The 12,695-nt window shown below is 40.4% G+C and carries 13 protein-coding genes; 2 read left to right on the top strand and 11 right to left on the bottom strand.

Annotated elements, in window-relative coordinates; all coding sequences use genetic code 11:
* Positions 1–135: 135 nt before the first annotated feature.
* The 11 genes from U9O96_01565 to U9O96_01515 all read right to left on the bottom strand — a co-directional run bounded on the left by U9O96_01565 (position 136) and on the right by U9O96_01515 (position 11,884).
* Positions 136–1,893: an ATP synthase subunit A gene (locus tag U9O96_01565; GenBank protein ID MEA2053794.1), complete on the bottom strand. Its 1,758-nt coding sequence runs from the start codon at positions 1,891–1,893 to the stop codon at positions 136–138.
* A 95-nt stretch (positions 1,894–1,988) separates the two neighbouring features.
* Positions 1,989–2,300 carry a putative DNA binding domain-containing protein gene (locus U9O96_01560; GenBank protein MEA2053793.1) on the bottom strand — a complete coding sequence of 104 codons (312 nt, stop codon included), beginning with the start codon at positions 2,298–2,300 and terminating at the stop codon, positions 1,989–1,991.
* 3 nt (positions 2,301–2,303) lie between these two features.
* Positions 2,304–5,462, bottom strand: coding sequence for an N-6 DNA methylase (locus tag U9O96_01555; protein MEA2053792.1), 3,159 nt, complete (start codon positions 5,460–5,462; stop codon positions 2,304–2,306).
* On the bottom strand, positions 5,463–5,768 hold the full coding sequence (locus U9O96_01550) for a V-type ATP synthase subunit F (GenBank protein ID MEA2053791.1): 306 nt from the start codon (positions 5,766–5,768) through the stop codon (positions 5,463–5,465).
* Positions 5,765–6,835, bottom strand: coding sequence for a V-type ATPase subunit (locus tag U9O96_01545; protein MEA2053790.1), 1,071 nt, complete (start codon positions 6,833–6,835; stop codon positions 5,765–5,767). Before U9O96_01545 ends, U9O96_01550 begins: the two co-directional genes overlap by 4 nt.
* Positions 6,836–6,842: 7 nt before the next feature.
* Entirely contained in the window at positions 6,843–7,409 is a 567-nt protein-coding gene (locus U9O96_01540; protein MEA2053789.1) for a V-type ATP synthase subunit E, read from the bottom strand.
* 6 nt (positions 7,410–7,415) lie between these two features.
* Positions 7,416–7,988 carry a V-type ATP synthase subunit K gene (locus tag U9O96_01535; GenBank protein ID MEA2053788.1) on the bottom strand — a complete coding sequence of 191 codons (573 nt, stop codon included), beginning with the start codon at positions 7,986–7,988 and terminating at the stop codon, positions 7,416–7,418.
* Positions 7,985–9,961 (bottom strand): V-type ATP synthase subunit I, encoded by a 1,977-nt coding sequence (locus tag U9O96_01530; GenBank protein ID MEA2053787.1) that lies wholly within the window; start codon positions 9,959–9,961, stop codon positions 7,985–7,987. Before U9O96_01530 ends, U9O96_01535 begins: the two co-directional genes overlap by 4 nt.
* 1 nt (position 9,962) lies before the next feature.
* Positions 9,963–10,274 carry a hypothetical protein gene (locus tag U9O96_01525; GenBank protein ID MEA2053786.1) on the bottom strand — a complete coding sequence of 104 codons (312 nt, stop codon included), beginning with the start codon at positions 10,272–10,274 and terminating at the stop codon, positions 9,963–9,965.
* A gap of 49 nt (positions 10,275–10,323) precedes the next feature.
* Positions 10,324–11,289, bottom strand: coding sequence for a radical SAM protein (locus U9O96_01520; protein ID MEA2053785.1), 966 nt, complete (start codon positions 11,287–11,289; stop codon positions 10,324–10,326).
* Positions 11,282–11,884, bottom strand: a complete 603-nt coding sequence (locus tag U9O96_01515; GenBank protein MEA2053784.1) for a TIGR00296 family protein — start codon at positions 11,882–11,884, stop codon at positions 11,282–11,284. Before U9O96_01515 ends, U9O96_01520 begins: the two co-directional genes overlap by 8 nt.
* Before the next feature lie 211 nt (positions 11,885–12,095).
* Here U9O96_01515 and U9O96_01510 point away from each other — a divergent pair, with 211 nt between their 5' ends.
* Positions 12,096–12,440: a DUF134 domain-containing protein gene (locus U9O96_01510; GenBank protein MEA2053783.1), complete on the top strand. Its 345-nt coding sequence runs from the start codon at positions 12,096–12,098 to the stop codon at positions 12,438–12,440.
* 35 nt (positions 12,441–12,475) lie between these two features.
* Positions 12,476–12,695 (top strand): hypothetical protein (locus U9O96_01505; GenBank protein MEA2053782.1); only part of this gene is annotated, 220 nt, incomplete at its 3' end.

Here is a 12,695-nt window from a genome sequence, read left to right as displayed (position 1 = left end):
CCCGAAAACTCTGTTTTCCATCCCTCGTTTTCCTCCATCTGAAAATTTTAGAGGAATAGATTGTTTCTTCTCGTCACCTGAGGAGAAACAATTAGGTTACAAAATGGAGATTATTCGTAGAGACTGACCAGAATACTATTTCCCTAACTCCTCAATTTCCTTTTCCATCTCTTTCTCTATTTCTTTGAATCTCTTTTCCCATTCCTCGTTAGGCACGGTAGCCATCCTTGCTATGATCGTCCTGCATTTCAAATCTTTGATTTTCTCAAAATCTGGATCAGCGGATATAAATTTTTTGATAAGGTCATAAAATTTGAGCATGATTCGGAGCATCTCATACTGTTTTTTGGACGGGCAGAACGTATCTATCTCGTGATATGCATTTTGCTGTAAAAAACTCTCCCTGATAACCCTCGCCCCTTCAAGAATGGCCTTATCAGATGGCGGCAAAGCATCAGGGCCCACCAGACGGATAATTTCCTGCAATTCATTCTCTATCTGCAACAGTGCCATCGCCTCATTCCTCAATTTGAGCCAATCCTTTCCGACGTTCTTCTCCCACCATTCTCTGACTCGGTCCAGATAAAGGGAGTATGAACGGAGCCAGTTTACTGACGGAAAATGCCGTCTGTCGGCGAGGTCGGAGTCCAGAGCCCAGAACACCTTTATGATTCTGAGCGTATTCTGCGTTACGGGCTCGGAAAAGTCACCGCCTGGAGGCGAGACAGCACCAATTATGGAAACGGAGCCTTTTCTTTCATTTGAACATATGGCTTTTACTCTTCCGGCTCTCTCATAAAAACCGGCCAGTCTAGATGCAAGATATGCTGGATAGCCCTCTTCGCCTGGCATTTCTTCGAGCCTGCCGCTAATTTCCCTCAGTGCCTCAGCCCACCTGCTGGTAGAATCCGCCATAAGGGCTACATCATACCCCATATCCCTGTAATACTCCGCAAGCGTTATTCCAGTATAGACGGATGCTTCTCTTGCCGCTACGGGCATGTTGGATGTGTTCGCAATGAGAATCGTACGGTTCATTAACGGCTCTCCTGTTCTGGGGTCTTTCAATTCAGGGAAATCCCTCAGCACCTCGGTCATTTCATTTCCCCTTTCCCCGCAGCCTATATAGATAATGATGGCTGCATCGCTCCATCTCGCCAGTTGATGCTGTGAAACGGTCTTTCCAGTGCCGAATCCACCTGGTATGGCTGCTGTTCCCCCCTTTGCCATTGGGAAGAACGTATCAAAAACCCTTTGCCCGCTTATTAGAGGCTTTGTAGGGGGTAATTTTTCCTTGAAAGGTCTTTCTATTCTCACGGGCCATCTCTGGAGCATTGATATTTTTACTTCCTTGTCTTTGACTTTCAGAATGGCTATGGTATCCTCTACCGTATGCTTCCCTTTCTTTATGCTTTTTACAACCCCCTCTTCTATATCCAAGGGCACCATTATGCGGTGCTCGACAACGGGCGTTTCCTTCACAACTCCCAGAATGTCTCCACTGCAAACCTTATCATTTTTCTTTACAGCCGGCTCGAAAGCCCATTTCTTTTCTCTGTCAATGGATGGCAATTCCACGCCGCGAGAAATAAAATCGCCCGATTTTTCCATAATTCCCGGCAGGGGACGCTGAATGCCGTCATAGATGGATGTAATCAGTCCGGGAGCAAGCTCCACGGAAAGGGGCATGCCCGTATTGACTACTTTGTCTCCAGGCTTCAAGCCGGTGGTGTCTTCATAAACCTGAATTGTTGCCGTATCTTCTTTCAATTCAATGATTTCTCCAATAAGCCCCTCCTCTCCGACTCTCACCAGGTCATACATCTTTGCCCCTCTCATTTCCTTTGCCTTAACAACGGGCCCAGCCACATTGTATATTTTTCCTTCCTTCATTTTATCCCTCGCAATGCATTACTGCATATTTACTCTTCTTATTTACTTTCCTCACTATTTCACCCTGCCATAGTTTTTGAATATCATCTCTAACTCTATCCAGCATCCGCATCACCTTTTCGTCCGATATTCGTCCGATATTCGTCCGATAGGACATAATAGGTATTCTTACCTGATTCTCTTTTCAAGATAATCCCTTTATCAAGTAAATCAATTATATCCCTATGTGCAGTATCCTTTACTACACCAAAAAGTTCCCCTCTATCTGAAATACCCACTAAAATCGTTCCGTCGTTCGTATTCGCAAATGCACAAATATCTTTGCCGATATTATCTTTATCAGATACCTTTGATTTGAATTCAAGGATTTGCGATTCTTTTGATTTTATTAGATTCTTTATGGTCATGAATCAATTTTCCTCCACAATTTTAATCTCTTCTTCTGTTAATCCATATAATTCATATACTTTTTCATCAATTTTTTTGTCCGTTTCTTTTATTTCCTTATCTAATTTCTCCCATTTTTCCACATTTGCAAGATATTTTTCCATAACCTCATTTATTGTTGTAACATTTTTCTCCCAGTTGAGATGGAAACATGGCACCTTTATTTTTAAAATGCGTTCATATATATTGCCCTTACCCACCTTGCCCGGAGTTACAAACTCCCTCATGCTGTAATAAAGGAATTTATGCATTTTTCTGTCTTTTATCCTGCATTTGAAAGCCCTTATCCTTGCCTTAGATATTTTGCCCTCTCTTGTTTCCCTTTCATATCCAACGGTAAAAACGAGCCAGTTTCCTTCCTCAGCAATTTCAAATTCCCTTACTTTGCCCTCGATACGGTTGGCATTGTTCAAAACTTCTTTATCGTTTTCACCCAAGCCCAAATTCTCCAAATATTTGCCCAAAGTAATGTCCTGAACACGGGGATGCAAGTCAACATAATGTCCGAAGTCCACATTTATTGAATTAAGCTTCTTATTGAGAGAGAGCATTTTATCAACAAGGGTGATGAAGGGTTGCTGATTGATTTCTTTTTTGGGGATAGGTATTTTCCCAATATAATAATCATCCAGATCCATTGTTCTGATAGCTTTGGCAAAGATATATCTATAGGCATACCAAGAAATTAATTTAGAATTTAATAGGCAGAGCGCAAATTCCAAGGAATACTTATCGTCTGTGATAACTGTGTTTTCAATAGTATCCAATGTCAAAACCCCATCCCTATCAATTGTAGACATTATTATGATATGGCATTCCGGTTTAGTTACATGTGCAACAATCCTTTGTGAAATAATTTTTGGCTGTTTTAGAAATTTAATTTTCTTGTTATTCTCATCTATTTCATTTTCATCCAGATATTCATTACTTCCCCCAAGATAATATCTTGAAATATTTTTACCTCTATAAACGTTATATTTAGAGTCTGTTTCAAGAAGGTATTTCTGAAATGGCAATCCTCTACTCGTTTTTGAAATATCACTAAAGTAGATACAGTTATCGTTCATTTTTTCAAAAACTCGAAAATCTAACGAGTTGGAGTGCAGAATTATTGAATCTGTTTTATCGATATACTCTTTATCGACATACATTCTTTCAGGAGAACCAATTGATTCGATTTTGTATTTTTGTTTGCCATCAATCTTTTTTAAAATAACTATTATTTGTTCTAACAAAACATCTTCAAAAGCTTTACTTACATCAACCGCTTTGTCTATATAGTTTTTAATTAATTCTCTTCCGGGTTTCCATTTTTGACTAAATGCCAACGATTTAGGAAGTATCATTCCAAAACGTTCTCCTTTCTTTAGTAGATTGAGCGATTTTTCAATAAAAATTAATGCAGAATTCTTGTAGGATGTAGAAGTTCTGTAGTTATTTGAAATATACTCCCGTTCATTTTCACTAAGGTCTGCCCCATACGGTGGATTTCCAATAACAACATCAAATCCTCCTTGGGCAAAGACTTCTGGAAATTCATCTCCCCAGTTGAATGGATGCTTTTCTTTCCATTCATCGCCAAAGTATTTCTTTAATTCATCCTCACTTCCGCTTATTAAGGAATTACCCACCTTTATATTTTCTCCAAGGATGAGTGGCAATTTCTCTCCTTTTTTTAATGCTTTCAGCATGAGGTTTACAGATGCAATTTCTGCTGCCTGTCTATCCAAATCAACGCCATGCAAATTTTCTTTCAAAATTTTCTTCTCGTATTCCTTTATTCCTTCATATCCAGAGTTATCAAAAATGTGAATGGAATTGCCTCCCTTGCCTACATACTCCTTTATTTTCTCCTCTATTTCCTTACGCCTCTTTTCATTTTCTTTCTCGTAATAATCCTTGAAGTAATCAAACGCTTTAATCAAAAATGAACCGGAACCACATGCTGGGTCAAGCACTTTAATTTTTGATACCTCCTCTGGCTTTTTTTTCTTCAGCAACTCCCCAACAGTATTTTTGACTATGTAATCAACAACATACGGTGGAGTATAATAAATTCCTGACTCCTTTCTTGTTTCCTGGCTCGGTTTCAGACCAAGTGTTCCATCTTCTTTGAAGTACAAAGTATGACCAAGATATGTTTCGTAAGTATTGCCAAGTATGTCAAAATCGAATTTTCTGAAATTTATGTCATACAACTCTTCCACTATTTTTCCCAAAACATCGCCTCCGATTTCCACTTCCTCACATATATGCCCTACTTGGAACAATTTGCTGTTGTGGATTTTATCAAATCCTATGAAAAAATTCTCTATTATATCATATAAGGAGGTATATGTGCTTGTCCGCTTCCAGCTTTCGTAAATGGATTTCAATTGGTCCGGATTGTCAAGGATAAGTTTGTCCTCGGCATATCTCACAACTATGAGCCTATCAAGAATTCTCTGTACGGCACTCTTCAATTTGTCAAGGCTTATGCCGTCCCCATCCTTAAGAATATGATTATCCCTATTTTTTTCATAAATTTCATTCGCAAGCATCAGTCTCCACTTATTCAACGACTCCAAAAACTTCTCGTCGATATCTGGCTTTTCTCTTCTCGTTTCAAGTCTCTCCAGTAAACCATCCTTTACTGCATCTCTTGAAATATATAACAACTCCTCCAACCTTTCTTCATATTCCCACGGTGCTTTGATATCCAAAATAAGCAAACCATTTAAAGCATTGAAAACACGTAATTTCTCAAAATTTGTAAGGATAGCCCATTTGATTTTTCTTTCAGGGCTTGCAGCATAATTCATTACCTGCCTTTCTTCTTCTATCCAATCAGTTGTATCTCTATCTACTTCGGGTATGCTGCCAAATCTTTTCGCTTCTACAAAAACAACAGGTTTGCCATCCACCTTCAATGCCACATCGGCATGCCCTACGCCCCTGACATAGTTTTCCCTATCATACTCGTCTGGGTTTTTAGTATCCCAACCAAGTATCGCAAATAAATCGTCTATAAAATCACTCCTTACATTAGCTTCGCTGATTTCCTTTAAACCTTCTCTTCCCTTATCCTCTTTTAATTTATTATATCGTTGGATTAATTCTTTAATTTCCTCTCTTTCATCCATTTAAATCTCAACTCCAACCGCCCTTCGTATGATCTTTTCCACTGAATTTTCTCTTCCTTCGATCTTTCCTTTTTTATCAGGAATTTCAACGATTATGGGCAGTTCCCTCTGCAATTTTATTTTCGTTATTTTTTTCATTAATTTATCGGCTATTCTTTCAGTGATGATTATGACCGCTGTTTCCTCATCGGCAACGAGTTCATCAAATTTTTTTTCCACGTCCTCATTAGCAACAATGGTTTTTCCTACCCCTGCGAATTTGAATAAGGCTACCGTGTCCTCGTCACCAATTACGGCCATTCTCATTCGATCACCATCAATTTCCATATTCTTTGAGGAGGAAGCCCCTCCCCTATTCCTTTGGCAATGGCTTTTAAATTTCTTGCCTCAAACTCGTTCTCCACGATAAATCTTATGCCGGGGCCAAGATTCATTGAATGTTCAAGGGTAATATCTGCAACCATTTTTATGAGATGCCTGTCCAATGCAATTTCAAGTGCGGGAACGCCTTCCTTTTCATATTGAGGTATGGCATCCCTGAGCGGTTTTATGTACGATGTTCCCTCAAGCAGTGATATTATCTCTGGAATTGACTTTATTTTAAGCATGTGCTCCAGTTTCCATTTCGATATTTCTCTCCCGTCTCCAAAAAGCATGTTTTCTATCCCTTTCATGCCGTAATATTTGGCTCTGAATATGGCCTTCAAATTGAAAATGTCTATCATCTTTTTTACAAACACATCCCGTGCATGAGAACAGGAGCGCGGAACGCTGGCCTTCCCGATGCTTTCCATAACCTTTTTATCTATGGCGTATTCTATCTCAACGAAAGGGGCATTTGCTTCAATTAATTTTTTTGCCTCATCCATGCCAAATTCAGCCAGAGCACCCAACAATTCATCTTTTCCTGCCCCTTTTACCCTCTTCATAAATTCTGAGTAAGCAGGAGAGAATGCTTTTTCATCACCTATTTTTTTTCCTTCCAGGATCGCTTTAATGGCATCTTTTATTAACCTTCCATCAAGTTTTTGTAAATAGGCGTCGTAAAATTTTCTCACCGTCTTCGGCGAGTCCTTACCTGCCATATCTACTATTCTGGCAAAAGACTCATCAATGCTTTTCTGTATCTCCCTAACACTTTTGCCTTCCAATACAAAATCCCTGCCTGCCACATTGTTTTTAAAATCCTCCAAATTTTTGCTGTTGATCAGTCTGGAAAGCTCCTTTTCCTGCAAATAGGGGCTGCCTATTGCGTTGAATTTTGCATTGGGATATGTAAAGCCTGCCATTATTGCCAGAGAAGGCATGAATTTTGCTGCCGTTATTACGCCGGCAAATGCAAATGCGATCCAGACTATAACATATATATCCATATGTCCGCTACTCCTTACCAGGGAAAAGTTCGTTTGCAATCATGATTCTTATTTCCCCTGTTTTCCGCTCCATTATGGATTCGAATGTGTTATCTATTTCCGTGCTGCCGTCCGTGCTTCGCACTATAATTCCGCCTATGCTGCTCACGTTACCATCTGTCTTTAGCCCCATCGCTCTGGTAATTTTTTTGTCCTGCTCTCTTGAAATGATAACTACGCAGTCTCCAAGCAATTCTTTCCCTTCTCCCATAAATCTCTTTATTGCTGCTTCGTATTTCTTTCCACCGACTTTTTTTAGCATGTCCATTGCTTTTTGGATGCAGACCTGCATCACCTCTTCCTTTGCGCGCATCTCCATCCCCCTGGCTTTTCTCCTTGCAGATGCGAGTATTTTTTCTTTCAGGCGCGATGCTTCCTTTTCTCCTTTCTTCGCTATTGCTTCTGCTTCTTTTTTCGCCCTTTTCTTCGCTTCGCCGATTATTTTCTCTGCTTCTTTTTTCGCTTCTTCGATAATCTGATGTGACTCGTTTTCCGCATCCTTCTCTATCTGTTGGACGAGCCTTTCGAGAGTCATGCTTTCTTACAGAAGACCCAGTCCTGCCATTAGGAGTATGGCTACGAGCAAACCAAATATGGCTATCGTCTCTGGCATAACCGTAAATATTATGCCTCTTGCCGCTACATCAGGATTTCTCCCCACGGCAGATATGGACGAGGAAGCCACCATTCCCTGACCTATTGCAGATATGCCCGTCAGCCCGACGACCAGCCCGATTGCTATCCCGCCCAATCCGAATGCTTTGTTGCCAAGATCAACGCTTGCCGTCCCTCCGAGCAAACCGGCACCCATCATCAGCAATACTGCAATAAGCAGTCCGTACACTGACTGAGTCATCGGCAAAACCTGCAGAACAAGTAACTTTCCGAAAAGCTCAGGCTTTTCTGCTGTTACAGCCACTGCTGAACTTCCTGCCAGCGCCAATCCAAAAGCGGATGATATGCCCGCTATCGCCACTGCAATCATACATCCCATCATTATCTTGGCCTGCGTTTCTCCAGCCTCTCCAGGCTGCAGTCCTTCTGCTGCAGATGCGGTTCCTGCCAGCATCACAAAGGCCGTTACGGCCAATCCCATTGCCACTGTTTTTTTCATTTTATTTCCTCCGTATATCTTCTTTTTATGTGAAACGGAACGAATTTTCTGCCCCCTCCTTCATAGAAACGACCGAAAAATTCCACGTACTGGAGACGGAGCGAATGAATTGCCGCCCCCAACGCCTGGATTAACAAATTTGCAATATGAGCAACTATCAATATCAATGGAAGAAGAACTACGCCCACGTACGGCACAATGCTTGGCGCTAACTGGGCAACAATGTTGAAAGCAAGAGCCATTCCCGCAGTAGCAAGCCCTAAAGCAAGTAAGCGGGCATATGAAAGCCAATCTCCTATAAAGCCGGTAACGTCAAAAAATCCCATGGGCCCTTTGCTCGCAAGCAGGACTATGAGGGCTATAGCGGTGAATAAAATTGCAATGTTCCATGTCAGGTAAGGCAAATCCCATATATGAAGTAGATGTTTACCAATCAATGCCCCTCCGCCTATCTGCAATAGAAACCATGGTATCTGTTCTTCAAAAATTGCTTTTAAATGCCCCCTTTTATAATTCTGGTACATTGCAAGAATGAAGCCGATGTTTAGATGGGCGAGACCTATCAGGAGCGTGAGCACAAGAATGGCCAGAGGCTTATGAAGGGCGTCTATGGGAAGTTGATGCCCCATTATTTGCAGATTGTAGAGAGTTTTGTTTGCATCTCCGTAAATAAATCGAGGAATAAAATCGCCAAAGAAGCCGTTGAAAAGAAGACCTGTGATTATGGTCGATATCCCGAGCCAGATTCCCAGAAAAGACCAGTTTTTTATCATTTCGCTGTGTTTACCCAGTTTGAAATATGCTGCCACAGACGCCAGTAAAATCATGGAGCCGTAGCCTGCATCTCCAAGCATTATGGCAAAAAATAGAATAAATGAGATGCCAAGGAATACGGAAGGATTGATTTCATTGTATTTCGGCAGGGCAAACAATTCCAGAAATGTTCTGAATGAATTCGCCCACTTTGGCATTTCCAGATGAATCGGTGCCTCGTCAGTATTTCTTTCCACCTTCCTGCACGAGAAAGATGCTTCCCCATATGTTGCTTTATCAACCAGTTTTTTTAATTTTTCTTTATCCTGTGCCAGACACCATCCCTCTATCAATGAGGTGTACATCGTCTTTCCAAATCTTTCCGGGATTTCCTTCCTCTGCTTTTCAAGCTGTATTTCCTCCCTTATGGCAAAGATTGCAAATTTCCTTTTTTTGTATATCTCCCTCAAACTATGGATCAGCTTCTTCTTTTTCTTTTCAAGTTCCTTTTTTTCTTTTTTCAGTTTATTTATGACATCAGAAGGACTTCCCTTGCCGCTCACTTCAATCTCGTCAAAATTTTTTATTTTACTCGATATTTCTTCTTCGCAGGATGCATATGCCACCAGAAGAACTGCCCACTCCTCTTTCTCATTGACAATTTGTTTTGAGAAAACGTTTACATCGATTCCCCGCAAAGATTCCTTCAAGGCATTGACATCCCTGCTTATGCCCGCTTTTATTGTAAGATATCTGGATTTGCCGATCCATGACAGGTCTACGTCAAAAGGTGACAAACTTTCCATCTTTACAATATCTTCTTTCAATGCTCCCAATCTTTTTTCTATGCCTTCTATCTTACTTTCTGCTTCTATAATAAAGCTTTCAATACCCTCAAGCAAATTTTTTGCCTGCCTGATTTTTTCCTCGAGTAATCTTTTTTTAATCTTGGCTTTTTCAGTAATTGAAGGGCTCAATGCTGCCCTTATGCCTTTTTTCTTCCGCTCATATTTTTTAAGAATATCTATAATCCTGGTAAGACGCAATTCATATGAAGCACATCTTCCAACATCGGGATGCATGGCTCCTTCCTCCAAATCTTCAAGTGATGCCAGGGAAATTTCCATCAGCCCTGCCTCATGCAGCAATTCAACCAACGCATCGCTATGCCTGTCATGCGTAAGAATGGATATCCTGCTCATTTCTGACGGAAATATCATATTATTCCAGAATTTTTTTTACAACAATTTCTGCTGTTTTTTTTATATGAGGCAGTGAAGACTGCTCCAGCCTTTCCGCATCCCTTTTACCCTTTTTCTCTATTTTTCTGGCCTCCTTTTTTGCCTCTTTCAATGCCCATTCCAGTTTTTTATCAACATCTTTTTGGGCGTTATCAATTATTTTCTCCGCTTCTTTTTCTCCTTTTTCCTTTGCCTTGTTTATAATCCATTCTGCCTCACTTCTAGCCTTCTCAACTTTTTCCAGCGCTTTTTTTTCCGTTTCCTTTACCTTTTCTATTTCTTCCCTTACCATATGTATTTGCTTGAATAGGGTTTGCTATTATAATCCTTTCTGTAGGGACTTATACCGGGTTGATCATTCTCAACCCAAGTTTTTTGCCGTATTTGCATACTTTTTCGTATTCCTCCACTGTTATCCTTCTTGCAATTTCTGAATGTTGATTCGCCATATATTCAGGTCTGTACTGATCCATGATATTTACGATGGCATGAGGAATGTTCCCCGCAATCCACTTTAAAATGGCAAAAGAACAACATTCAATGTGGTTCGGCATAACAAGATGGCGTACGATAACATCTCCCTGATCATATGCCATTAAATGATTTCTTGTAATGACCTCCCAGTAATTTTTAATTTTTGACAGCCTTTCCGCGCATTTATCATTTCCATATTTGAAGTCGGTGAGGTATACATCCATCACTCCATCAAGCAATTTCATCGTTTCAATGCTGCAGTACATGTTGGAATTCCATATCTGGGGCATATTAAGTTCGCATTCCTTCAATGTTTCCAGTATGTAAGGCAAATTTGGGGTTGGCTCGCCCCCGACCCAGTTCACATTTTTTCCTTTCCTATCTCCTATCAGATATGCCAGCCTTTCTGGTTCAATGTAAATGCCTGACTGGCGTTGGGATATACCCCAGTTCTGGCAAAACACGCAATGAAAGGGGCAACCTGAAAAGAATATTGTATGGGAAGGTATTAACATCCGCTCTTCCCCATAATGTAAAAATTCTGATGCGATGCTTGCTTTTCCAACACCGCATTTCCCCCTTTCTTTTCTTCTATCCACCATACAGTCGTGTTCGCAGAAATGGCATTTACTGAATATTCTCCCAGCAATTTTTATCTTCAAGTCCAGCAATGAAAACCTAACATTTTTTTCCGGCGTTCTATCAAGAGCTGCATCATGTTCCTTCCATAATTTTTCATCTTTGTTGCCTGTACCAAAATCCACTGGAATTTTTTTGCAAATGAGATAACTGCATTCCTTTTTGCCATTTAATACGTCCTCGTAACTATTCATTTTCCAATTTGACTTTCTCAATCTCCCCATGCGGCTCTATTTCTGAAAAAACTTCTCCCCCGAATTTATATATCTTAGTGGTTTCATCCTGCCAGGCATCCGGCGGCAGCCCCGCCTTCATGCACGTATGTGCCAGAAATTCTTCCGCGCTCCAACCATATTCCACAGGAACCTGGGGCAGCAACAAACCACGCCATATGCCTCTCTCTGCTATCAGCCCATCCCTTCTGATCTTTATGTGTTTCGGGTATTCACTGGCATCATCAACAGCTATGATTTCTGGAGGCGTTAATATCGTAACTTCCACCACAATGCTATCCAGCTCTTTTTCCTCCAACTGCGGAAATCTGGGGTCATGTGTTGCCGATACAGCAGCCTCCTTTATTGCATCTTCCAAAGGCATGACCGGCCCGGGTATTCCGACACAGCCCCTCAGCATTTTGCCAGGGTATGTATTTATCGTTACAAATGCCCCCATTTTTTTGTAAAAATTTTCTCCAAAGTCAAAATTCTGGATATTTTGCCCCCCAACATGGTTTTCAATTACTGCCCTTGCATATTTCACAGCTTTTTTCCCTTCATCAAGTGACAACATGAATAATAATAGATTTGCATATATTAAAAGCTACTATCGACTGATATTCCTACAAAATCGTAACGTGGTAGTTTTTACTGCTGAATCGTAAGTTTTTCTGATAGATAAAAATTCATAGTCACCTTGCCAGAAAAAATGAGACGTTACAAAATTTCAGGAATATCTCTCAAAACCAATGTATTTAAATAATTTGTCTTATATATTCTGATATATGATAGGACAGAGAAGAGGAAGACGACGCCGTCATAGATGGGTCGCCGGCATACCTCCAGTATCACAATTTGGGCCAGCTTATGCCAGACAGGATATAGATGTTGTAAATCTTTTTATAGAAGAGTTTGAAGCCATTCGTCTCGTGGACCTTGTTGGGTTGAGTCAGGTAGAGGCAGCGGTTCAGATGGGAATTTCACAGAAGACTTTATGGAACGATCTTACCTCGGCCAGAAGGAAAGTTGCAGATGCCATAGTAAACGGTAAGGCGATACGAATTGAGGGGGGAAGCTATATAGTGAACAAAGAATTTATGGATAAGACTATTAGTAAAAAGGAATACTGAATTAGTTATATAAACAGAAATTGCATAAGACATAGATGGTGAGTTTTGAAAAGATAGCACATTTCAAGATACTGCTCCCTTTTACAGGCATAGGTATTTTTATTTATATAGTTAATAACATAGGCCTAGATAAAATACTCGGTGCCTTGGGAGACATTGATCCTTTACTTTTCTTACTCTCATTTTCAATATTCATACCCAGAATAATTATCAGTACATATAGGTGGAAAATAATATCCAGAATGCAGGAGATTA

The organism is Candidatus Thermoplasmatota archaeon, from assembly GCA_034660695.1.
Taxonomy (GTDB): Archaea; Thermoplasmatota; E2; order UBA202; family DSCA01; genus JAYEJS01.
This window is presented reverse-complemented; position numbering and strand designations above follow the sequence as displayed.

What these genes read in the sequence shown, in the direction of transcription:
- U9O96_01565 (MEA2053794.1), bottom strand. Translation starts at nt 1,893, where the DNA reads ATGAAGGAAGGAAAAATATACAATGTGGCTGGGCCCGTTGTTAAGGCA.
- U9O96_01560 (MEA2053793.1), bottom strand. Translation starts at nt 2,300, where the DNA reads ATGACCATAAAGAATCTAATAAAATCAAAAGAATCGCAAATCCTTGAA.
- U9O96_01555 (MEA2053792.1), bottom strand. Translation starts at nt 5,462, where the DNA reads ATGGATGAAAGAGAGGAAATTAAAGAATTAATCCAACGATATAATAAA.
- U9O96_01550 (MEA2053791.1), bottom strand. Translation starts at nt 5,768, where the DNA reads ATGAGAATGGCCGTAATTGGTGACGAGGACACGGTAGCCTTATTCAAA.
- U9O96_01545 (MEA2053790.1), bottom strand. Translation starts at nt 6,835, where the DNA reads ATGGATATATATGTTATAGTCTGGATCGCATTTGCATTTGCCGGCGTA.
- U9O96_01540 (MEA2053789.1), bottom strand. Translation starts at nt 7,409, where the DNA reads ATGACTCTCGAAAGGCTCGTCCAACAGATAGAGAAGGATGCGGAAAAC.
- U9O96_01535 (MEA2053788.1), bottom strand. Translation starts at nt 7,988, where the DNA reads ATGAAAAAAACAGTGGCAATGGGATTGGCCGTAACGGCCTTTGTGATG.
- U9O96_01530 (MEA2053787.1), bottom strand. Translation starts at nt 9,961, where the DNA reads ATGATATTTCCGTCAGAAATGAGCAGGATATCCATTCTTACGCATGAC.
- U9O96_01525 (MEA2053786.1), bottom strand. Translation starts at nt 10,274, where the DNA reads ATGGTAAGGGAAGAAATAGAAAAGGTAAAGGAAACGGAAAAAAAAGCG.
- U9O96_01520 (MEA2053785.1), bottom strand. Translation starts at nt 11,289, where the DNA reads ATGAATAGTTACGAGGACGTATTAAATGGCAAAAAGGAATGCAGTTAT.
- U9O96_01515 (MEA2053784.1), bottom strand. Translation starts at nt 11,884, where the DNA reads ATGTTGTCACTTGATGAAGGGAAAAAAGCTGTGAAATATGCAAGGGCA.
- U9O96_01510 (MEA2053783.1), top strand. Translation starts at nt 12,096, where the DNA reads ATGATAGGACAGAGAAGAGGAAGACGACGCCGTCATAGATGGGTCGCC.